We start from the raw sequence: 21,004 nt of genomic DNA, 5'->3' as shown, positions 1-21,004 counted from the left end.
TCTCCAAAGGGACCCTCACGAAAAAGGGCCAGACAAGCCTGGCCCTTCAGATTTGCACAGAAAACGCGTTTTCCGAGCTCATTTGCGCCGGAAACGGCTTAACCCGTCTTTTTCAGGTCCGTGATCAGCTGATTCAGGTTGCCTTTGCGGGCATCCAGCATTGCGCCAATCTCGGTGCGTTCGGTCAGCAACAGATTCACGCCTTCGATGAACATGTTGTAGAACTTGTCGCGGCCGGATTTGTCGGAAACAAGGAACGTCACATCGAACGGGGCTGATCCGCGCAGCTTGACCATCGTGCGAACCTCGAACCCGGCCTTGATCTTGCGGGCATTGCGAACATCGACCTCACCGCCGATGAACTCGCGGAAACGGCGGCCGTATTTGCGCGAGATATAACCCTGAAAGGCAGCGGTGAACTGTTTCAGCTGGGTCGGGCTGGCTGAGCGGGCATCCGCACCCAGCGCATAGCGCGCCATGATCGGCACGTCGGCATATTGAGCGAAGATCTTTTCGAAATCGCGCAGCATCGCTTTTTCGGACTTGCCCGACTCGATCACCCGGTTGATGTCGGTAACCACGCTGGTCACAAGCGCCTTGGCGGCGGCCTCGGTCTGGGAAAAGGCAGGTACGGGCAGCACTGCCAGCGCAAGTCCGGCTGCGATAAAATGACGACGGTTCAGCGCGTTATTCAGCATAGGGGTCCTCGTAGGGGTCAAGATAGGGGTCCCTGACCGGGTCCGTCCCGGTTTCGGCATAGGGGTCAGAATACAAGTCCAGATAGGCGTCTTCGTCATCTCCTGCCAGTTCGAAGCGGCGGTTTTGCAGATAGATCAGGCGAGCCTGCGCATAGCTGTCGGCACTTTCGTAAAGAATGGAATCGACAGTATCTGAGAACCGGCCCCGATCCCCCATGCGCCGCACGATTTCGGCGTAGACGCCAAGGTTGTCGGCGGGTCGGGTCGGGCTGAAATTGATCGGGTTCGAGAACAGGTTGACCACAACCCCAATTGCATCCCTTTGGGTTGACGGGCCATAGAATGGCAGCTCGATATAAGCGCCTTCACCCACTCCCCAGACATGCAGGGTCTCACCGAAATCCGTGTCCACCGGTGGCAGGTTCAGCTCATCAGCGGGCGAAGACAGGCCAAAGCCACCTACGGTCATGTTGATCACAAAGCGCAGCAGGGCGTTGCCCATCTGTTTCGGGTTGCCCTGAAGCAGGTAGTCAACAGCCTGACCGGGCAGTGAGATGTTTTCGGCAAAAGTGCTGAAACTGGTGACCATCGGGTCAGGAACGATTTTGACATAGCCTTTCGAGGCCGGCCGGAACAGAAACCGGTCAACACCCAGATTGAACTTGTGAATTCCCCGGTTCGCATTTTCATACGGATCAAACACGTCAGTGCGCGAGGCACCCTCGGGTGGCGTGGTTGCACAGGCGGACACAACGGCCATGAGCGACAGTAAAACAAGGTGTTTCAGGCGAAATCTGCTCGACACGATCTTTGTCTCTCCTAAATGGCCCGGCACATGCGCCTGCCGGACATTCAATCAATAATCCACCAAAATCCACGTGCCGGGGCGGCACAAGTTGCAGTCACATAGTCGTTTCAGGTCTTAAATGAAACACCTTGCGTGTAACCTGTTCATCACGGTGGGGTAAAGTGACCGTCGATCAACAGTGAATTTTCAGTAAAGATACGCTCAGATCGCAGGAAGGCCGAAATTTGCCGGTTTCCGTCTTTCCCAATCCGTGCTTCCCGGTTAGCGTCCCGCAGAGTTGAATTTAGGGAAGGACCCTCGCAATGAGCATCGCTGCCAAACTTGAAAGCCTCGGTGTAACGCTGGAAGAAGCGCCCGCGCCTGCGGCTAACTATGTGCCTTTCGTGCGTGTCGGCAATATCCTGTATGTATCCGGCCAGATCTCGAAGACTGATAAGCTGATTACCGGTAAACTGGGCGATGACTTGGATGTCGAAGCCGGGGCTGCTGCGGCGCGTGTCTGCGCGATCAACCTGCTGGCACAGGTCAAGGCGGCCTGCGGCGGAGATATCGAAAAGCTGGTCCGCGTGATCAAACTGACCGGATTCGTGAACTCGACCGCTGATTTCACGGCACAGCCCCAGGTAATCAACGGCGCGTCCGATTTTCTGGTCGAGGCGCTGGGCGATGCCGGTCGCCACTCGCGTTCCGCCGTCAGCGCGGCGTCGCTTCCGCTGGGTGTTACGGTCGAGATCGAAGGCATCTTCGAAATCGAATGACGCCGCCCCTACCAGATGTGTTTTTGCAGGCCCCGATTGCGCATCGGGCGCTGCATGACATTACCAAGAACCGCCCGGAAAACAGCCGGGCGGCCATTCGTGCTGCGATTGAAGCTGGATACGGGATCGAGATCGATCTTCAGCTGACATCGGATGACCAGGCAATGGTCTTTCACGATTATGACATGACCCGCCTGACCGGGCAGTCGGGGCCCATTCAGCAGGTCACGGCACTTGCCGCCTCTGGCACGCCGCTTCTGCATGGGGATGACGGCATTCCGACACTGGATGATGTGCTGGACATTGTCGCGGGCCGGGTGCCGTTGCTGATCGAATTAAAGGATCAGGACGGGGCGATGGGCACGAATGTGGGCGCGCTTGAACGCGACACCGTGCGCGCGTTGCAGGGCTACAAAGGCCCGGTGGCGCTGATGTCCTTCAATCCCAACTCGGTCGCTGAACTGGCGCGGCTGGCGCCGCATCTGCCGCGCGGGATCACGACCTGCGCCTATGAACCCAGTGTCGAGCTTTTGCCGCAAAGCGTCTGCGATCACCTGCGCGATATCCCGGATTTCGACCGTGTCGGCGCCAGTTTCATCAGCCACGAAGCCGCAGACCTGTCGCGCCCCCGCGTGGCGGAACTCAAGGCGCGGGGCGTGCCGATCCTGTGTTGGACAATCCGGTCGCCCGAACAAGAGGCAGAAGCCCGCAAGGTTGCCGACAATGTGACCTTCGAAGGCTATTTGGCCGCGTATTCGACTTGAACCCCCTCCGTGCGGTCACAGATAAAGGACAGGCGCGGAGGACATATGGATCAGGCACAGATCGAGATTCAGGTACTGGGCGCTCTGTCGCAGATTTCAGAGGCAGAGTGGGATGCCTGCGCCTGCCCCGAAGCTGCCGATGGCGGGCGGCCGCTTGATCCCTTTACCACGCATCGCTTTTTGCTTGCGCTGGAAGACAGCGGCTCGGTCGGGCGGGGTACCGGCTGGCAGCCGCAATACCTGACCGCCTATCTTGACGGGATGCTGATCGCGGCAGCCCCGATGTATGCCAAATCGCACAGCCAGGGTGAATATATCTTCGATCACAGCTGGGCCCATGCCTATGAAAGCGCGGGCGGGCGGTATTACCCCAAGCTGCAAATCGCGGTGCCGTTCACCCCGGCAACCGGGCGGCGGTTTCTGGTGCGTCCGGGCTATGAGCGGATCGGAACGTCGGCGCTGGTTCAGGGGGCGGTGCAGCTTGCAGCTGACAACCGGGTCTCGTCCCTTCACGCGACCTTCTGTACCGAAGACGAAGCCCTTGCTGGCGAACAGATGGGCCTGATGCTGCGCCGATCGCAGCAGTTTCACTGGCTGAACGATAACTATTCAGATTTCGACGACTTCCTGAGCGCGTTGTCGTCGCGCAAGCGCAAAACTATCCGGAAAGAACGCGCGCAGGCCTGTGGGTTTGGCGGCGAGATCCGCACTCTGACCGGTGACCAGCTGCGCCCCGAACACTGGGACGCGTTCTGGCGGTTCTATCAGGACACCGGATCGCGCAAATGGGGCTCACCCTACCTGACGCGGAAGTTCTTTGATATTGCACAGGACACAATGGCAGATGACATGGCCCTTGTGATGGCAGAACGGAATGGCTTTCCCATTGCGGGTGCGTTGAACTTTATCGGCCGGGAAACCCTTTTTGGGCGCTATTGGGGTTGCATCGAACATCATCCCTGCCTGCATTTCGAACTGTGCTATTATAGGGCAATCGACTTTGCCATTGCTCACGGTCTGGCCCGGGTCGAGGCAGGCGCACAGGGCGAACATAAGCTGGCGCGAGGGTACCTGCCAACACGCACGCATAGCTTGCATTGGGTCGGCGATCCGGGTTTTGCTGATGCGGTCAAGAAATATCTGGACGCCGAAGGCCACGCAGTGGAAGAAGAGATCGAGGTTCTGACGGATTACGGCCCGTTCAGGAAATCGAACCCGGAGGAACAGCAATGACCGAACTCTTGTCGACCGAAACCCGTGGCCCGCTGCTGGATCCGCTGTTCAAAAACGGTTGGACCATGGTTGAAGGCCGCGATGCGATCACCAAGACTTTCATTTTCGACAATTTCGTCCATGCCTTCGGCTGGATGACACAGGTGGCAATCTGGGCCGAGAAGTGGAACCATCACCCCGAATGGTTCAATGTCTACCGCACGGTCGAGGTTGTCTTGTCCACCCATGATGTGGGCGGCCTGTCCTCGCTGGATGCCAAACTGGCCCGCAAGATGGACAGTCTGTGCTAGCGGTCGTTGCGGCCTGACCCTTCACCGCCAGCCAGCGATGCGGCAGTGCCCATCTGCCGGAACTCGGCAGGCGTGACAGTGCCGTCGCTGACGTCAATCGCCCTTGGAATACCCGTGGTCTTGTTTCCGATCTGGCGCACACTGCGCGCGGCCGGGTTGATATCCAAACACTTGGTTTCATAGCAGGTCAGGCCAGACAGGTTGATCTGAATGCGGGCCTGTCCGTCCGGGCCTGTCACCAACGGGGCCTGCGGCACGTCACAGGCCGCAACCAGCGCCAGCGCTGTCAAACCGAGCCATTTGTTCATCTCATGCTCCTGCCATTAATCAAGCTGACCATTCCTGTCCTGATCGGCAGACAGGAAATCCTCGCCCATCTGGGTGTCAAATTCAGGTCTTGAGATTACATTGTCGCCGTTTCGGTCAGCGTTGCGGAACAGTTTGATGTCCATGAACGGTTTGGCCTCGGCCTGACCCAGAGTGCCGTTCCTGTCTTCGTCCATCGTCTGAAAGGCGTAATCCGAGAAAGCATCGAACTCGTCTTTGGACAGGAACCCGTCATTGTTGGCGTCGATGGCCCTCAACTCGTTTTCGTGCAGCTCAGCCACGCTTTCGGCGTGACCCGAACCGGCCAAAGCCACCATGAATATCACCAGGCTTAACTGTTTCATATCGACCTCCTCAGCACGCGAATCTCTGACCTTCGATGCCGCCAGCGGCAGCGCCCGCTGCGGTCAGGATCGTCTTGCCCGATCCGCCACCAAACTGGTTGCCGATTGCACCCCCGATCAGCGCCCCGCCCAACGTTCCGCCCAGACAGGCGATTTCGTGCTGGCGTGCGGCTTGCTGTTGCGGGGTCGGGGCCGGTCCGCAGGCCGCCAAAAGGGCCGCGCCGGACAGTAATAGGTAGAACGCGTTAAGTTTCATGAAAAAACTCCCCGTATGAATACGCCAAGTATTCGCGCTCTGGGGCGGTGCTTCAAGTTAAATTGGCGGCGAAAGGCCCCGGTCGGACCGGGGCAGATCAAAATCAGATCACATCCAGCAGGCCTTCTCCGGCGGAAATTTCGCAGGCGCCGGGGTTTTCTTCCATATTCAGCACCGTGACCTTGCCATCCTCGACCAGCATTGCATATCGCTTGGACCGCGTGAAAAGCCCCACGGGCGGCGCATCGAAATCCATGCCGATGGCCTTGGTGAACTCTGCCGCCGCATCCGATACCATGGTCAGCCCTGCCTCGGTCGCACCCGTGGATTGCCCCCACGCCTGCATCACAAACGGATCATTGACCGAAAGGCACAGGATCTCGTCCACACCCTTGGCATCAAACTGTTTCTTCGTGCGGATAAAACTGGGCACATGGGCGGTCGTGCAGGTGCCGGTATAGGCCCCCGGCACGGCAAAGATCACCACCTTGCGGCCTTTGGTCTTGTCTGAAATCCGCACCTCTTCCGGCCCGTTCGCACCCATCTGGATCAGCGTTGCTTCGGGCAGGGTATCTCCTGTTGAAATCATTATTCAGCTCCTGTCGTTTGGATTTGCAGAAATGGGCTTAGCCGCAATATAGGTGGTCTGAACACGGTGACCACTTGAAAACTGCGGGGTAGGCAAAGCATGAGCCATATTGTCGTGATCGGCGCGGGACAGGCAGGCGCGTCTTTGGTGGCCCGTCTGCGCAAGGACGGGTTTGCGGGTGAGATCACTCTGGTCGGGGCCGAGCCGCATCTGCCTTATCAGCGCCCGCCCCTGTCCAAAGCCTATCTGCTGGGCGAGATGGAGCTTGAGCGTCTGTTCCTGCGGCCTGAAAGTTTTTATACGGAAAACAACATCACCCTGCGTCTGGGTCAGCGCGTCACCGGTATCGACCCCAAGGCCAAAACGGTCACGCTGGGGAATGAGGTTATCTCTTACGACGAACTGGCGCTGACCACCGGATCGGACCCGCGCCGCCTGCCCGCCGCGATTGGTGGCGATCTGGACGGTGTGCATGTGGTGCGCGATCTGGCCCATATCGACGAGATGGAGCCCAAAGTGACCGAAGGTGCCCGCGCGCTGATCGTCGGCGGCGGGTATATCGGGCTTGAGGCCGCCGCCGTCTGTGCCAAGCGTGGCGTCAAGGTCACTCTGGTTGAAATGGCCGACCGTATCCTGCAACGGGTCGCAGCGCCCGAGACCAGCGATTATTTCCGCGCGTTGCACAGTGCATACGGCGCTGACATCCGCGAAGGCGTCGGGCTGGATCATCTGATCGGCGAAAACGGCAAGGTCACCGGCGCGGTTCTGACTGACGGTACAAAACTCGAGGTCGATTTCGTCGTGGTTGGCGTCGGTATTGCACCCGCAACCCAACTGGCTGAGATGGCGGGGCTGGACCTGGACAACGGCATCAGGACCGACGCCCATGGTCGCACATCTGACCCGTCGATCTGGGCGGCTGGCGATTGCGCCTCCTTTCCCCATGGCGAAGGCCGCATCCGTCTGGAAAGCGTCCCCAACGCCATTGATCAGGCCGAGATCGTGGCCCAGAACATGCTGGGCGCGGCCAAGGATTATGTGGCAACCCCGTGGTTCTGGTCGGATCAATACGACGTCAAGCTTCAGATCGCGGGCCTGAACACCGGATATGACCGCGTGGTGACGCGGCAGGGCGAAGGGCAGACCGTATCCTTCTGGTATTACAACGGTGACAAGCTGATTGCGGTCGACGCGATGAACGATCCGCGCGCCTATATGGTTGGCAAGCGCCTGATCGAGATGGGAAAAACGGCCGACCCGGCCGTCGTGGCCGACCCGGATGCAGACCTTAAGCCGTTGCTCAAGGCATGAGGATCATCGCCGGAGAGTTCCGCGGTCGCGCCCTGACCCCCATCGGCAAGGGCGATGCGGGCGCACATCTGCGCCCGACCACCGACCGGGTTCGCGAAAGCCTGTTCAACGTGCTGGCCCATCAGATCGATTTCGACGGCCTGCGCGTGCTGGACCTGTTTGCTGGCACCGGGGCGCTCGGGCTCGAAGCACTGTCACGCGGTGCGGCACATGTCACCTTCGTTGATGACGGGCGCGTGGCGCAGGGTTTGATCCGCAAGAATATCGACCTGACCCGCAGTGCCGGGCGCACCGAGCTGATCCGCCGTGATGCAACCCGGTTGGGCGAAAATCCGGGGGCGCCCTACGATCTGATCTTTCTGGACCCGCCCTATGGCAAGGCCATGGGACAGAAAGCCATCGCCGCGCTGTCCAATGGCTGGATCGCGGATGATGCGCTGCTGGTTTGGGAAGAAAACTCACGGATGCAGGCTCCGGCCGGGTTCACGTTGCACGACAGCCGCAAATATGGCGACACGTATATCTCATTGATGCGGAACGGTGATCAAAGTGCATGATCTGGTCATTTTCGATTGCGATGGCGTTCTGGTCGACAGCGAACCTTTGTCCAATCAAGTGCTGGTCGACAACCTCGGTCGTTATGGGCTGAACCTGACACTTGAGGACAGCGTCGGGTTCTTTCTGGGCGGAACTATGACCGGGGTCCAGGACAAAGCGCGAGCTCTGGGCGCGGATTTGCCGGATGACTGGGTTGATGAGGTCTACGCCGAAACCTTTGAGCGTCTGCGTCAGGGTGTCGATCTGATGCAGGGTATTCCCGACTTGCTGGCGATGCTGGACGATAAGGGCATCCCTTTCTGCGTGGCTTCGAATGGCAGCCCAGACAAGATGGAGATCACTCTGGGGCAGAACGGACTGTGGGAGCGCTTTCGAGATGTTGTGTTCTCGGCCCATGTGCTGGGGGTGGCGAAACCTGACCCGACCCTGTTTCAAATGGCGGTCGCGCGGTTCGGCGCTTCGGCCCCGGTTGTCATTGAAGACAGCCAGAGCGGTGTCACGGCCGCGATCCGCGCCAACATTCGCTGCCTTGGCTTCGCGCCTCATGACGAAGGTAAAGCGCTTGCGGCACTGGGGGCCGAAGTTTTCCATGACATGGCCGACGTGCCTGCACTTTTGGGTTTTTGAACCGATTGTGCTAGATTGTCCCAATGGACCACGCCTTGACCGCCCCGTTCTGGGCACTCAATCAGGATGCAGAGACCACCCAAGGACCCGAGCGCAAACCGCTGCGCTCATCCGTGTTCATCCACGATGCGGTTACCCCTTGGGGGGCTGAGACGATGCTGCTGAAACTCCTGCGCGAACAGGCCGCCGATCAGGACGAATAGGTCGGGTGAAACTTGCCGCCCGGTGACAGGGTAAAGATATCGACCCCATTCGCCGTTACGCCCACCGAATGCTCGAACTGTGCCGACAGCGACTTGTCGCGGGTCACGGCGGTCCAGTCATCGGCCAGTGTCTTGGTTTCCGGGCGGCCCAGATTGACCATCGGCTCGATGGTAAAGAACATGCCTTCCTCAAGAACCGCGCCTGTGCCGGGGCGGCCATAATGCAGCACATTCGGCGGCGCGTGGAACACGCGGCCCAGACCGTGCCCGCAAAAGTCGCGAACAACACTCATCCGGTGCGCTTCGACATAGGCCTGAATGGCATGGCCGATATCGCCGAACGTGTTGCCCGGCTTGACCATCTCGATGCCCTTGAACAGTGCGTCATGGGTTACCTGGATCAGACGCTCGGCCTTGCGCGGCAGTTTGCCCGCCACATACATGCGCGAGGTGTCACCGAACCAGCCATCCACGATGACGGTCACATCGATGTTCAGGATATCGCCATCCTTCAGCTTCTTGTCACCGGGAATACCGTGGCAGACCACATGGTTCACACTGATGCAGCTGGCGTGTTCATATCCCTTATAGCCGATCGTGGCCGAGGTCGCGCCCGCATCCTCGACCATCTGCGTGATCAGCCCGTCAAGCGCACCCGTGGTCTGACCGGGAAAGACATGCGCGGCGATATCATCCAATATCCGCGCCGCCAGAGCGCCCGCCGCTTGCATCCCGGCAAAATCACCCTGTTCATAGATGCGGATACCGTCCTTGGTCAGACGGCCACGATGCTCTTTCATCGACGCAAAGCTCCAATTGTTACACGCGGCACTTCTTTTACGCTGCTTGTGCAGAAAGTACCAGAGGGTGCGGGGTTACACTCACTCAGCGAAGTAGTTCGACGGCTCATAACTTTCAACAGCCGCTCTCTCATGCTGGCACTACGACCCTATGCCGAAACAGGCTCAATCCCACGCTATTCTGGGGGGCGGAATACCGCAAACTTCCAAACGAGCGGACAGTGCAATCAATTTGCCCTTGGTTGCGGCTATTTCGCCCTCCAGATCATCCCCTGATAAACTGGATACAGGAACTCCGATCAATAGCACGCCGACAGCGTCACCGGCAACTGCTTGTTTCTGGGCGGAAATCAAGGCGGGCACTCTGGCGACCTCTTGTTGGTAGAGTTGTCGTGCCTTTGCGCAGGATACGTTGCTATAGACATCCCCGATTGGAACCGGTGCGATCGAACTTGGTTGTTCCGCACATGCTGTGACGGCGAGAATGGCGGCCAATGTGATTAGAATTTTTGGCATGCTGAACTCCGTGGCTTCTGACATAAGGCGACAGTTTCGCGGAGGCTCAGCAGGTATAGGTGAACTCCCACTGAGGGTCGAGGACCAGTCTGGCAGAACGGATGTCACATGTTCTGCCGGTTGACTTCAGGTATTCTGTCGCCGCCGATTGAAAGACCAACTGCGTGGGGTCCATACTGCCAGCCAAGCCGAATGTTGCACCTTCGGCTGCACCGGCCAAGGCGGAATCTCCCAGGCTGGGCGTCAGCATAATCAAGCCGCTTTCAGGCTTGTCGAAGACGCGCCAGGTTCTGCCATACGCTTCGAAGTTTATTGGGTCGACGTCGCCATATGTCTTCATCGCGTAACTCATGCCCGAGCAAGAGGCCGTGTACAGGAGTGCGGCGCACAGAACGGTTATACCGATTGTTTTGTATAGCATGACAAATCTCCCCCCCCCCGAAATTATCGTGCTGAATAGCAAAGCTTTTTATGTGCTGATTAACATTGATATGAATCAACAAATAATACTTTAAGAATATTTATAGTTAGCTTTAGGTTTGACCCGAGATGCCAGGCTTTCTTGATTCTGGTACGTGCTGCTGAATAGCCTTTAGATCGGTTTGGGTAAGACTGCGATCCCCTCTGGTGAAATCTCTGTCCCATACACCAACCGTTCCACCCCCATCGCCTGCGCCGCCTCGAACGCTGCCGCATAGGCCGGGTCAATATCCGTGGCCAGCGCGAACCGGTCGCAATCGGTGCGTTGCACCAGGTACAGCATGATCGCCCGGTGCCCCTGCGCTGCCATCTGTGCCAGCTCGCCCAGATGTTTGGTGCCGCGGGCGGTGACGCTGTCGGGGAACTCGGCCAGACCGGGCTGGCGGGACAGCGTCACGCTTTTGACCTCGATATAGGCATCTGGCAGGCCGGGGCCGCTCAGCAGGAAATCGATACGGCTGTTTTGCCCGTATTTCACCTCGGGCCGGACGGTGTCATAAGCGGCCAGCTCGGGGATCTCGCACGCCGCAAGCGCTGCCCGCAGGGCGCGGTTCGGGACGGAAGTATCGACCCCGGTGAAATGCCCGTTTTCGTGATCCACCAGCCGCCAGCCGAATTTCAGCTTTTTCTTCGGGTCGTCATTGGGCTCAAGCCAGATCAAATGGCCCGGTTCGGCCAGCCCCATCATGGATCCCGGATTGGCGCAATGGGCGGTCACTTCGCGCCCGTCTTCCAAACGGCAATCGGCCAGAAAGCGTTTGTAGCGACGGATCAGGCGGGCGGGGACAAGAGGGGTTCCAAAACGCATGTCTCACGGCCTATACCTGCCCCTGAAGACGATCAAGAGGAGTCCGCGCCATGGCCAATCCAACCGCAGCAATGCTGGTGATCGGGGATGAAATCCTGTCGGGCCGCACCCGCGATGCAAACATGCATTATCTGGCGCAGGAGCTGGCAAAACACGGCATCGATCTGAAAGAGATCCGCATCGTCAGCGATGACGCCCCCGCCATCGAAGCGGCGGTCAAAGCGCTGTCTGACAGCCACGACACCGTCTTTACCAGCGGCGGCATCGGCCCGACCCATGACGATATCACCGCCGATTGCATTGCGCACGCCTTCGACGCCCCGATTGACATTCGCGACGACGCGCGCGCGCTGTTGCAGGCGCATTACGACAAATCCGGGCTGGAACTGAACGCCGCCCGCCTGCGCATGGCGCGTATCCCGGAGGGCGCGACATTGATCGACAATCCGGTCTCGACAGCGCCGGGTTTCACCCTGAAGAACGTACATGTGATGGCCGGGGTGCCGCTGGTGTTTCAGGCCATGGTCGCCAGCGTCCTGCCCACACTGACCGGTGGCAGCCCCCTGTTGTCGCAAACCCTGCGCGTGGACCGGGGCGAAGGCGATATCGCCGCAAACCTGTCCGCGCTGGCCGAGGATTTCAGCGATCTGTCCATCGGCTGCTATCCGTTTCAGATCAACGGGGCCTTCGGGGCCAACGTGGTGGTGCGCGGCACCGATGGCAGTCGGATTGACGCGGCCATGACCCGTCTGGCGAAAGAGCTTGGGCTTTGAGCGGCGATTGGGCGGACATCGTCGACGGCACATGGCCTGCCGCGCGGTATCGCAGGCTGGGGCCGTTTCAGCTGCGCGAAGGGCAGGGCGGCGGCTCGCGTGTTTCTGCGGCCAATGCGCTGGCCCCGGCCAGCGATGCAGATATCGACGCGGCCGAGGCCGCGATGCAGGCCATGGGGCAGAAATCCATCTTCTGCCTGCGCCCGGGTGATGAGGCGCTGGATGCAAAGCTGGCGCAACGGGGATATGACATCCTTGATCCGGTCAACATCTATACGTGCCCCGTCTCTCACCTCACCGATCAGCCGATCCCTCCGGTCATGGTGTTTTCGGTCTGGGAGCCGCTTGAAATCATGCGCGAAATCTGGGCGGCTGGTGGGATCGGGCCCGAACGTCTGGCGGTGATGGAGCGCGCGAAGGGTCCCAAAACCGGTCTGCTGCTGCGCCACAACGACCAACCCAGCGGGGCAGCCTTCGTGGCGATGCATGGCGATGTCGCGATGCTGCATGCGCTTGAAATCCTGCCCGCGCACCGCCGTCAGGGGCTGGGTCAGTGGACCATGCGCGCCGCGGCGATTTGGGCAGGTGACAACGGTGCTCAAACCTTCAGTGTGATCTGCACCAAGGCCAATGAAGGTGCCAACGGTCTCTATTGCGCCCTCGGGATGGAGATCGCCAGTGAATACCATTACCGTCACCTTGTCTGAACAAAAGGGGTCGCCATGACACAGAAAGACATGCCCACCGCGCTGAACCTGCCCATGGTCGATCCACTGCCGCCGGAAACGCAGAAATATTTCGATATCTGTGTCGAAAAGCTGGGCATGGTGCCGAATGTGCTAAAGGCAAACGCCTTCGATATCGACAAGCTGAACACGTTCACGGCGATGTATAATGATCTGATGCTGGCCAACAGCGGCCTGTCCAAGCTGGAGCGCGAGATGATTGCCGTGGTCGTATCGTCGATCAACAAGTGCTTCTACTGTCTGGTCGCACACGGCGCGGCGGTCCGGCAGCTTTCGGGCAACCCGCAACTGGGCGAGATGCTGGTGATGAATTACCGTGTTGCCCCGATCGAGCCCCGGCAGCGCGCAATGCTGGACTTTGCCGCCAAAATGACAACCGCCAGCGCCGAGATCGAAGAGCCCGACCGCCAGCGTCTGCGCGACGCAGGCTTTTCCGACCGCGACATCTGGGACATCGCCAATGTTGCCGGGTTCTTCAACATGTCCAACCGGGTGGCCAGTGCCACGGCAATGGTACCCAACTCCGAGTATCACGCGCAGTTTCGATGATCCGATCAGCCGCCCTCATTGCCACGCTGCTGGCGGGGCCGGTTCTGGCGCAGGACCTGACCCTTCCAGCCAGCGCCCGCCAGATCAGCGACCGTACCTCGCCGCTGGACAGCTATGACCTGCCAACGGGGCCTTATGCGAATGGCGCGGTGCCTGCTGACACCCTCGAAGGTCGGGTTGAACGCTACACGTGGCGGCTTCAGGCGGGCTCAAGCACAACCCTTCAGCTTCTGACCCCGCTGCGCGACCAGATCGAGGCGCAGGGCTACAAGATTCTGTTCGAATGTGATGCCCGCGCCTGTGGCGGCTTCGATTTCCGCTTTGGCACCGAGGTCGTTCCGACCCCGGACATGTATGTCGCCATTCAGGATTACCGTTTCCTGTCGGCCACCAAGGGGCCTGTTGCCCTCAGCCTGCTGGTCAGCCGCAACCCCCCGGACGGGTATGTTCAGATGATCCGCGTCACACCCCAGAATGCACCGGACCCTGTTCCGGTCGTGATCGAACAGGCAGTCGAAGGGTCGGGCGGGCTGCTTGAGGCGCTGGCAACATCGGGTCACGTGATACTGGACGATCTGCATTTTCCAACCGGTGAGGTTGCGCTGGACGAGGGGACATATGCCTCACTGACCCTGCTGGCCGGGTATCTGGCCGAAAATCCAAAGATGCGCCTGGCGCTGGTGGGGCATACCGATGACACCGGCGCGTTGCAGGCCAATATCGCGGTCAGCAAAAGCCGGGCCGAGTCGGTCCGCACCCGTCTGATTGATGCGCATGGCGTGGCCGCCGACCGGATCGAGGCGCAGGGCGTCGGCTATCTGTCCCCGCTTACCTCGAACGCAACCCCCGAAGGGCGCGAGCTGAACCGCCGGGTCGAGGCGGTCTTGCTCGTCAACTGACCCACCACAGGTAGAGCGGCAGTCCGACCGTGATGTTGAACGGAAACGACACACCCAGCGACAGGGTCAGATAAATCCCGGCTTCGGCCTTCGGCAGTGCAATTTTCATGGCAGCCGGAACCGCGATATAAGACGCCGAGGCCGACAGCACCATGAACAGGAACAGGCTGCCTTGCGGCAATCCGATCACCGCACCGACGGCCCATGCCATGAGCGCGCCGATCAGGGGCATCAATACACCAAAGGCGAACAGGCCAACCGACAGTTTGTCGCGATTGCTGATCAGGCTGCGCCCCGCCGAAAGCCCCATATCCAGCAGGAACAGGCACAGGATGCCGGTGAAAGGCGTGACGATGAAAGGCGCGATCATCTGCATGCCTTCACCCCCGGTAATGGCCCCGATCAGGAACGCCCCGGTCAGCAGCACGATTGATCCATTGGCCAGCAGATCACGCCACAGCTTGTCATCCTTGACGCCATTGCCGCCGGTCTTGTGCGCCAGCCACAGCGCCGACAGAATGGCCGGCACCTCCATCGCTGCCGCAACCGCCACCATGAACCCGTCATGGGTCAATCCCATCAGATCCAGCAGGCTGGTGGCGGTGACAAAGGTGACAATCGAAATCGAGCCGTAATGCCCCGCTACCGCCGCAGCGTTCAACGCATCCAACCGTGTCATCATCCTCAGCAGGGCAAAGGCCACGAAGGGGATGGTAAAGGACAGGGCCACGCCGCCCAGCAGGGTCAGGAACAATTGCAGGTGGATGCCATGCGCGGCCAGGCTGGCACCGCCTTTGAACCCGATGGCCAGCAGCAGGTAGAGCGACATGAACTTGGCCGCGCCCGCCGGGATAGACAAATCACTGCGCACAAAAGCCGCCAGAAGCCCTAGGGCAAAAAACAATATGGTGGGCACCAGCAGGTTGCTGGACAGCGTCTCGATCACTCCGGGCATACTTGACTCCTGATCCCTCGTTTCAGGGCTAGGTGCCTTGCAAAATAGATTTGGCCAAATACTATCTTTTTAAGTTTAATATAGTTTCAGGCTATGAAATGCGTCCAACCTTGCGCCAATTGGAATACATCGTCACGGTCAGCCGCCTCGGGCGGTTCAGTTTGGCCGCCGAGGTGCTGAATGTCAGCCAACCCAGCCTGTCGGCGCAAATTGCAACCGTAGAACAAGAGCTTGGCGTTCGGATCTTTGACCGCAACCGCGGCGGAATTCAGGTGACGACAAAGGGGGAAGAGTTCATCTCGCGCGCGCAAAAGATCCTTGCCGAGGTCAAGGACCTGCGCCACGCCATGACCAACGATATGCCTGTCGGAGGAAGGTTGCGACTGGGCGTTTTGCCTTCGATCGGGCCGTACCTCTTGCCGCAAGCCATCAAAGAGGTGCACCGCCTGCGCCCCGGATTACGCATTGTCGTGCGCGAGGAAAACACCCGCGATCTGGAACAGGGCCTGAAATCCGGTCGGTTTGACCTGATCCTGTCAACGCCCGAGGATCACCCCAATACCGTGCAGCACCGCTTGTTCAACGAACCCCTCTGGGTCGCGGTGGCCGTTGACGACGTTCTGGCGCAGGACCCACAAGGCGTCAGTGCCGCCGACTTGCAGAACCGGCTGTTCCTGACCCTTGACCAAAGCCACCGCCTGTCGCGCATCGTCTATGCGCTGGCAGCGGAATGCGGCGGTGTGGTTTCGGATGAATATGAAGGCACAACGCTTGATTCCATTGTCCTGATGGCGGCCTCGGGGGTTGGGGTTGCGGTTCTGCCGGATCTGTTTGCCCGCAGACAGGGCATTTACCGCGACGAAGTGCGGCTGCGCCCGCTGTCCATTCCCAATGCCAATCGCGATATCGCATTGCTGGCGCGCAATGCCGAAACGCCGCCGCCGGGTCAGAACGTGTTGATGGAAAGCCTACGCTCTTCCGCGCGATCCATCGGCCTGACGGTGATCGGTTCATAAAAAAGGCCCGCACTTTGACATGCGGGCCAAAGGTTGGTCTTCAGGGAGAAACTACCAATCCATCGGGCTTTTGTCTTCGAATGCATCGACCAGAAAATCGATGAAGGCCCGTACTTTGGGTTGTGTGAAGCGGCCGGGCGGATAAACTGCGTAAATGCCCTGTACCTCGTCCGGCAGGGACGGCATGGCATCGACAACCCGCCCCGATTTCAACGCTTCGGCATAAAGATAGCTGGGCAGATATGCGATCCCCAGCCCCGAGATGGCTGCGTTCAGCAGCGACTGGCCGTCATTCACGCTTAGCCAGCCCGCGGTGCGCACCTGACGCTTTTCACCGGACGGTGCGGTCAGCTTCCAGACATTGCCTGACGACTGGCTGGAATAGTGCAGCAGCTTGTGTTCGTTCAGATCGTCGATCTTCTGCGGGCGCCCGAACCGTTCGATATAGCTGGGCGCGGCAACCATGCGTTTGACCGTTTCGGTCAGCTTGCGGGCGCGCAACGTGCTGTCTTCCAGCTCACCGATGCGCACGGCCACGTCAAATCCTTCGGAAATCAGTTCGACATAGCGGTTGTTCAGCACCATGTTCACGGTGATGTCGGGGTAGACGGCCAGGAAATCAGACAGGACCGGCGACAGGTGATTGACGCCGAAATCCGTGGCTACGCTGATGCGCAGCAGACCGGACGGGGCCGATTGCATCGATGTGACCAGCGAATCCGCTTCACCCGCATCATTCAGAACGCGACGCGCGCGGTCATAATAGGCCAGGCCGATTTCCGTCGGCGACACCCGGCGCGTGGTGCGGTTCAGCAGCCGAGCTCCCAGACGCGCTTCGAGGCTCGAGACGTGTTTGGACACGGCCGATTTGGAGATGCCCATCTTCTTGGCCGCATCGGTGAAGCCACCCTGGTCCACCACATTGGCGAAGGCTTCCATTTCGGTCAGTCGGTCCATTCTCGTTCCCCAGATCTTGATTTCCAACCCGACTATCGCTCTGAATCTGGGCGGAATCGGGGCATACATGGGATAATATCAGGGATTTGAATCGGATCGTTTGCGTATGAGAAACGCAGAAACAGTGGTTTCCAAACCGGCCCCGAACCCTGCGATACTGCGTTTTCCGCGCAATCCTTCGTTTCTGTTCATCTTAGAATGGCATTTTTGTGACCACAGAAGGGGTCAGGAAATCCGTTTTCTCCGTCTCCGTCCTTGTCGGTCTTTTGGCCGGGGGCGCGGAACCCCGAAAGCCCTTTGCAAAGCCAAGTTTCACCACCCCGTCCGACGGCAACACCGGGCCGTAACCCCTGTTCCCTGACCGATCGGTATTTACATCTTTGCGGATGTTCGCGACCCTGCGCGCATTTGCAGGGGGTTTGAATGTCACTGGAATTCTTCATCACTTCCATGATCGTCGTGCTGCTGCCGGGCACCGGTGTCATCTACACACTGGCCGTTGGCCTGGGCCGCGGTTTCCGGGCCAGCGTTGCCGCCGCGGTCGGATGCACAGTGGGAATCGTTCCCGCTGCCGTGGCCAGTATCGTCGGGCTTGCCGCATTGCTGCACACCAGTGCCGTGGCGTTTCAGCTCGTGAAATACCTGGGTGTCATTTACCTTTTCTACATGGCGTGGGGCATTCTAAGGAGTGGCGGCGCCTTGGATGTCACCGCCGACAAGACCGCGAAAAGCAGTTTCAAGATTGCCATCACCGGAACGCTCATCAACGTGCTGAACCCCAAGCTGTCGCTGTTCTTTCTGGCGTTTCTGCCGCAGTTTCTGCCAGCCGACACGGCGAACGCAGGAGGTGCGCTGATCCAGCTGGCCCTGGCCTTTATGGCCATGACCTTTGTTGTCTTCGTCGGATACGGGGCCTGCGCAGCGCTGGCCCGCGACTATGTGATCAGCCGTCCAACGGTGATGAAGTGGATCAGGCGGAGTTTTGCAACGGCCTTTGGCGCACTGGGTGCAAAACTCGCGCTGTCCGACTAGGAAACGCTAAACTTGGCGATCAGAATTCCGCCGCCAGCCGCGTGCCCTGATTGATCGCGCGCTTGGCGTCCAGCTCGGCGGCGACGTCCGCACCCCCAATCACATGGGGGGTGATGCCCCGCTCGATCAGCGCGTCCGCCAGTGACCGTTCGGACACCTGACCGGCACACAACACGATGGTATCGGCCGCGATCACCGTCGGGTCTGCGCGCTCTTCGCCAAAGCTGACATGCAGACCGTCATCGTCGATGCGCTCATAATTCACGCCGCCCACGAAATTGACGTTCTTCATCTTTAGTGTTGCCCGGTGAATCCAGCCAGTGGTTTTGCCCAAACCCTTGCCATGTGCCTGCTTCTTGCGCTGCAACAGGGTGACCTGCCGCGCGGGTGCGCTGGGTTGCGGCCCCTCGGGCGCTAACCCTGCGCGGTGTTCAGCCGGGTCCGTCACGCCCCATTCCTTCATCCATAGCGGCAGGTCGGTCGTGGCGCTGTGACCCTCTTCCAGAAGGAACTCGGACACATCAAAGCCGATGCCACCGGCCCCGATCACGGCAGCAGACTTGCCAACCACGGCCTTGCCGCGCAGCACGTCGATGTAACTCAGGACGTTGTCCCGATCCTGCCCCAGTATCTGCGGATCACGCGGGCTGACACCGGTGGCGATGACCACCTCGTCAAAGCCGGTCAGGTCATCTGCGCCTACCTCGCGGTTCAGTTCGACAGTCACGCCCAGATCATCCATCATGGTACGGTACCAGTCGACAAGGCCCCAGAATTCCTCTTTCCCCGGCACCTGCTTGGCCATGTTCAGCTGCCCGCCGACCTCATCAGCGCGGTCGAACAGGGTAACATCGTGGCCGCGCTGGGCCGCAATCATTGCGGTCGATAGTCCGGCAGGACCTGCGCCCACAATGGCAATGGATTTGCGCGTTTTGGCCGGTTCAATCACCAGTTCGGTCTCATGACAGGCGCGCGGGTTCACGAGGCACGAGGTCAGCTTGCCGCTGAACGTGTGATCCAGACAGGCCTGGTTGCAGGCAATGCAGGGAGCGATCTTGGCGGCCTCACCCGCAATCGCCTTGGCCACGAAATCCGCATCCGCCAGCATCGGGCGGGCCAGCGAGACCATGTCGGCGCAACCGGTCGACAGAACCTCTTCGGCCACCTCGGGGGTGTTGATCCGGTTCGATGTGATCACCGGTATCCCCACCTTGCCCATCAGCTTCTTGGTCACCCAGGCAAAGGCCGCGCGCGGCACGCTGGTGGCAATGGTCGGGATTCGCGCCTCGTGCCAGCCAATGCCGGTGTTGATGATCGTGGCCCCGGCTTTTTCGATCTCCTGCGCCAGTTGCACCACCTCGTCATGGGTCGATCCGTTGGGTACCAGATCGATCATCGACAGCCGGTAGATGATGATGAAATCGGTGCCCACCGCCTCGCGCGTGCGGCGCACAACTTCGATCGGCAGACGCATCCGGTTCTCATAAGACCCGCCCCAGCGGTCGGTGCGCTTGTTGGTATGGGTCACAAGGAACTGGTTCAGGAAGTACCCTTCCGACCCCATGATCTCGACCCCGTCATAACCTGCCTTTTGCGCCAGTACGGCGGCGTTGACGATATCGCTGATCTGCTTCTCGATGCCCTCTTCATCCAGCTCAGTGGGCGGGAACGGAGAGATCGGCGATTTCACCGGGCTGGGTGCCACGCATTTCGGCCCATAGGCATAACGACCTGCGTGCAGGATCTGCATTGCGATCTTGCCGCCCGCTTCATGTACGCGCTGCGTCACGATGGAATGGTGCGCCACGTCCTTGTCGCTCACCATCATCGAGGCCCCCGGCAAAACCGAGCCTTCAAGGTTCGGACCAATCCCGCCCGTCACCATCAGGGCCACGCCGCCCCGCGCCCGATCCGCATAGAACTCGGCCACCCGGTTCCAGTCGCCGGTTTCCTCAAGCCCCGTATGCATCGAGCCCATCAGCACGCGGTTTTTCAACGTGGTAAAGCCCAGATCCAGCGGGGCCAGCATATTCGGGTACGCAGTCATGGCGGAACTCTCCCTCCTGAATTTGCCCGCTAGATTGACGTTCGCGTCAACTTTGTCACGCGAAACCCCACGTCACCCTCTTTGCTGTGGTGCCGGTGATTGCTAGAGGTGGGCGGAACAACCCGATGAGGCCGCGCATGACCCCCGAAGAAATCGCCAAACTGCCCTATCGCCCCTGCGTCGGGCTGATGCTGATGAATGCCGAGGGCAAGATCTTCGTGGGCCAGCGCAATGACCGCCATGCGGACGCCTGGCAAATGCCGCAGGGCGGTGTGGACAAGGGCGAAGATCCCCGCGACGCAGCCCTGCGCGAGCTGTGGGAAGAAACCGGGGTCACGGCTGATCTGGTCGAAATCATCGCCGAAACCAACGGCTGGCTGCCCTATGACCTGCCCCATGACATCGTGCCCCACATTTGGAAAGGTCGCTATCGCGGGCAGGAACAGAAATGGTTCCTGCTGCGCTTCACCGGTGCCGACGATCAGATCAACATTGAAACTGATCACCCGGAATTTACCCGCTGGAAATGGCAAGAGCCCGACCGGTTGATCGCGGAAATCGTGCCCTTCAAGCGCGATGTGTATGAGCGTGTGGTCGAGGCATTTATGGCCCATCTGACGTAACTGCGGCGAATGAACCGTAATGGCCCTTTTGCGAACA

28 protein-coding genes are annotated in these 21,004 nt (G+C 59.7%); 15 read left to right on the top strand and 13 right to left on the bottom strand.

What is annotated here, in order from left to right; genetic code table 11:
• Window positions 1–98 precede the first annotated feature (98 nt).
• Window positions 99–698, bottom strand: coding sequence for an MlaC/ttg2D family ABC transporter substrate-binding protein (locus tag ACR0LL_RS11735; RefSeq protein ID WP_267364620.1), 600 nt, complete (start codon window positions 696–698; stop codon window positions 99–101).
• Window positions 688–1,458, bottom strand: a complete 771-nt coding sequence (locus ACR0LL_RS11730) for an MlaA family lipoprotein (RefSeq protein WP_480587081.1) — start codon at window positions 1,456–1,458, stop codon at window positions 688–690. The genes ACR0LL_RS11735 and ACR0LL_RS11730 overlap by 11 nt, the downstream gene beginning before the upstream one ends.
• Window positions 1,459–1,808: 350 nt before the next feature.
• Here ACR0LL_RS11730 and ACR0LL_RS11725 point away from each other — a divergent pair, with 350 nt between their 5' ends.
• The 4 genes from ACR0LL_RS11725 to ACR0LL_RS11710 are packed head-to-tail and all read left to right on the top strand — an operon-like array spanning window position 1,809 to window position 4,551.
• Window positions 1,809–2,264, top strand: a complete 456-nt coding sequence (locus ACR0LL_RS11725) for a RidA family protein (protein WP_480586841.1) — start codon at window positions 1,809–1,811, stop codon at window positions 2,262–2,264.
• The gene (locus ACR0LL_RS11720) at window positions 2,261–3,028 is read left to right on the top strand and encodes a glycerophosphodiester phosphodiesterase family protein (RefSeq protein WP_480586839.1); all 768 of its coding nucleotides are present in this window, start codon (window positions 2,261–2,263) and stop codon (window positions 3,026–3,028) included. Before ACR0LL_RS11725 ends, ACR0LL_RS11720 begins: the two co-directional genes overlap by 4 nt.
• Window positions 3,029–3,073: 45 nt before the next feature.
• Window positions 3,074–4,261, top strand: a complete 1,188-nt coding sequence (locus tag ACR0LL_RS11715; RefSeq protein ID WP_480586836.1) for a GNAT family N-acetyltransferase — start codon at window positions 3,074–3,076, stop codon at window positions 4,259–4,261.
• Window positions 4,258–4,551: a 4a-hydroxytetrahydrobiopterin dehydratase gene (locus ACR0LL_RS11710; protein WP_209505128.1), complete on the top strand. Its 294-nt coding sequence runs from the start codon at window positions 4,258–4,260 to the stop codon at window positions 4,549–4,551. The genes ACR0LL_RS11715 and ACR0LL_RS11710 overlap by 4 nt, the downstream gene beginning before the upstream one ends.
• Here the strand turns inward: ACR0LL_RS11710 and ACR0LL_RS11705 are convergent.
• The 4 genes from ACR0LL_RS11705 to ACR0LL_RS11690 form a co-directional block, all read right to left on the bottom strand.
• The gene (locus ACR0LL_RS11705) at window positions 4,548–4,859 is read right to left on the bottom strand and encodes a hypothetical protein (protein ID WP_480538291.1); all 312 of its coding nucleotides are present in this window, start codon (window positions 4,857–4,859) and stop codon (window positions 4,548–4,550) included. The genes ACR0LL_RS11710 and ACR0LL_RS11705 overlap by 4 nt on opposite strands.
• A 15-nt stretch (window positions 4,860–4,874) precedes the next feature.
• Window positions 4,875–5,222: an EF-hand domain-containing protein gene (locus ACR0LL_RS11700; RefSeq protein ID WP_480586834.1), complete on the bottom strand. Its 348-nt coding sequence runs from the start codon at window positions 5,220–5,222 to the stop codon at window positions 4,875–4,877.
• A 10-nt stretch (window positions 5,223–5,232) separates the two neighbouring features.
• Window positions 5,233–5,478: a glycine zipper 2TM domain-containing protein gene (locus ACR0LL_RS11695; protein ID WP_209598444.1), complete on the bottom strand. Its 246-nt coding sequence runs from the start codon at window positions 5,476–5,478 to the stop codon at window positions 5,233–5,235.
• Window positions 5,479–5,581: 103 nt separating this feature from the next.
• Window positions 5,582–6,067 carry a redoxin family protein gene (locus ACR0LL_RS11690; protein ID WP_480586831.1) on the bottom strand — a complete coding sequence of 162 codons (486 nt, stop codon included), beginning with the start codon at window positions 6,065–6,067 and terminating at the stop codon, window positions 5,582–5,584.
• Window positions 6,068–6,166: 99 nt separating this feature from the next.
• Between ACR0LL_RS11690 and ACR0LL_RS11685 the strand changes: the two genes are divergently transcribed.
• From ACR0LL_RS11685 to ACR0LL_RS11670, 4 genes are read left to right on the top strand one after another with little or no spacing between them, the layout of a single operon-like run.
• On the top strand, window positions 6,167–7,378 hold the full coding sequence (locus ACR0LL_RS11685) for an NAD(P)/FAD-dependent oxidoreductase (RefSeq protein WP_480586828.1): 1,212 nt from the start codon (window positions 6,167–6,169) through the stop codon (window positions 7,376–7,378).
• Window positions 7,375–7,935, top strand: coding sequence for a 16S rRNA (guanine(966)-N(2))-methyltransferase RsmD (rsmD, locus tag ACR0LL_RS11680; protein ID WP_480586825.1), 561 nt, complete (start codon window positions 7,375–7,377; stop codon window positions 7,933–7,935). Before ACR0LL_RS11685 ends, rsmD begins: the two co-directional genes overlap by 4 nt.
• Entirely contained in the window at window positions 7,928–8,563 is a 636-nt protein-coding gene (locus tag ACR0LL_RS11675) for an HAD family hydrolase (RefSeq protein WP_480586822.1), read from the top strand. The genes rsmD and ACR0LL_RS11675 overlap by 8 nt, the downstream gene beginning before the upstream one ends.
• Before the next feature lie 23 nt (window positions 8,564–8,586).
• A complete protein-coding gene (locus ACR0LL_RS11670; RefSeq protein WP_480586819.1) occupies window positions 8,587–8,766 on the top strand; it encodes a hypothetical protein in 180 nt (59 codons plus the stop codon).
• Here ACR0LL_RS11670 and map read toward each other — a convergent pair.
• The 4 genes from map to sfsA form a co-directional block, all read right to left on the bottom strand.
• Entirely contained in the window at window positions 8,754–9,566 is an 813-nt protein-coding gene (gene map / locus ACR0LL_RS11665) for a type I methionyl aminopeptidase (RefSeq protein ID WP_480586817.1), read from the bottom strand. The two genes, ACR0LL_RS11670 and map, sit on opposite strands and share 13 nt — an antisense overlap.
• 165 nt (window positions 9,567–9,731) lie before the next feature.
• A complete protein-coding gene (locus tag ACR0LL_RS11660) occupies window positions 9,732–10,106 on the bottom strand; it encodes a hypothetical protein (RefSeq protein ID WP_480586814.1) in 375 nt (124 codons plus the stop codon).
• A 22-nt stretch (window positions 10,107–10,128) separates the two neighbouring features.
• Window positions 10,129–10,503 (bottom strand): hypothetical protein, encoded by a 375-nt coding sequence (locus ACR0LL_RS11655; RefSeq protein WP_480586810.1) that lies wholly within the window; start codon window positions 10,501–10,503, stop codon window positions 10,129–10,131.
• A 171-nt stretch (window positions 10,504–10,674) separates the two neighbouring features.
• Window positions 10,675–11,370, bottom strand: a complete 696-nt coding sequence (gene sfsA / locus ACR0LL_RS11650) for a DNA/RNA nuclease SfsA (protein ID WP_480586808.1) — start codon at window positions 11,368–11,370, stop codon at window positions 10,675–10,677.
• A gap of 50 nt (window positions 11,371–11,420) precedes the next feature.
• On the opposite strand from sfsA, the gene ACR0LL_RS11645 reads away from it, so the two are divergent.
• From ACR0LL_RS11645 to ACR0LL_RS11630, 4 genes are read left to right on the top strand one after another with little or no spacing between them, the layout of a single operon-like run.
• On the top strand, window positions 11,421–12,143 hold the full coding sequence (locus tag ACR0LL_RS11645) for a competence/damage-inducible protein A (protein ID WP_480586805.1): 723 nt from the start codon (window positions 11,421–11,423) through the stop codon (window positions 12,141–12,143).
• Complete coding sequence (locus ACR0LL_RS11640; protein ID WP_480484573.1) at window positions 12,140–12,850, top strand: GNAT family N-acetyltransferase; 711 nt, start codon at window positions 12,140–12,142, stop codon at window positions 12,848–12,850. The genes ACR0LL_RS11645 and ACR0LL_RS11640 overlap by 4 nt, the downstream gene beginning before the upstream one ends.
• Window positions 12,851–12,865: 15 nt before the next feature.
• Window positions 12,866–13,438: a peroxidase-related enzyme gene (locus ACR0LL_RS11635; protein WP_480586802.1), complete on the top strand. Its 573-nt coding sequence runs from the start codon at window positions 12,866–12,868 to the stop codon at window positions 13,436–13,438.
• Window positions 13,435–14,337, top strand: a complete 903-nt coding sequence (locus tag ACR0LL_RS11630; RefSeq protein WP_480586799.1) for an OmpA family protein — start codon at window positions 13,435–13,437, stop codon at window positions 14,335–14,337. Before ACR0LL_RS11635 ends, ACR0LL_RS11630 begins: the two co-directional genes overlap by 4 nt.
• Here the strand turns inward: ACR0LL_RS11630 and ACR0LL_RS11625 are convergent.
• Window positions 14,330–15,292, bottom strand: coding sequence for a sodium-dependent bicarbonate transport family permease (locus ACR0LL_RS11625; RefSeq protein WP_480586796.1), 963 nt, complete (start codon window positions 15,290–15,292; stop codon window positions 14,330–14,332). The two genes, ACR0LL_RS11630 and ACR0LL_RS11625, sit on opposite strands and share 8 nt — an antisense overlap.
• Window positions 15,293–15,390: 98 nt before the next feature.
• Between ACR0LL_RS11625 and ACR0LL_RS11620 the strand changes: the two genes are divergently transcribed.
• Entirely contained in the window at window positions 15,391–16,308 is a 918-nt protein-coding gene (locus ACR0LL_RS11620) for a LysR family transcriptional regulator (protein ID WP_267365933.1), read from the top strand.
• 51 nt (window positions 16,309–16,359) lie between these two features.
• Here the strand turns inward: ACR0LL_RS11620 and ACR0LL_RS11615 are convergent, their stop codons facing one another.
• Complete coding sequence (locus tag ACR0LL_RS11615; RefSeq protein WP_209505110.1) at window positions 16,360–17,265, bottom strand: LysR family transcriptional regulator; 906 nt, start codon at window positions 17,263–17,265, stop codon at window positions 16,360–16,362.
• A 423-nt stretch (window positions 17,266–17,688) separates the two neighbouring features.
• On the opposite strand from ACR0LL_RS11615, the gene ACR0LL_RS11610 reads away from it, so the two are divergent.
• Complete coding sequence (locus ACR0LL_RS11610) at window positions 17,689–18,297, top strand: LysE family translocator (protein WP_480586794.1); 609 nt, start codon at window positions 17,689–17,691, stop codon at window positions 18,295–18,297.
• 19 nt (window positions 18,298–18,316) lie between these two features.
• On the opposite strand, the gene ACR0LL_RS11605 is transcribed toward ACR0LL_RS11610, so the two are convergent.
• Entirely contained in the window at window positions 18,317–20,344 is a 2,028-nt protein-coding gene (locus tag ACR0LL_RS11605) for an FAD-dependent oxidoreductase (RefSeq protein WP_480586791.1), read from the bottom strand.
• A gap of 137 nt (window positions 20,345–20,481) precedes the next feature.
• Between ACR0LL_RS11605 and ACR0LL_RS11600 the strand changes: the two genes are divergently transcribed.
• The gene (locus ACR0LL_RS11600; RefSeq protein ID WP_480586788.1) at window positions 20,482–20,967 is read left to right on the top strand and encodes an RNA pyrophosphohydrolase; all 486 of its coding nucleotides are present in this window, start codon (window positions 20,482–20,484) and stop codon (window positions 20,965–20,967) included.
• Window positions 20,968–21,004: the final 37 nt, after the last annotated feature.

The organism is Ruegeria sp. AI2, from assembly GCF_056541275.1.
Note: the sequence above shows the minus strand (reverse complement) of the source record. Positions and strands in the feature narration are given on the sequence as shown.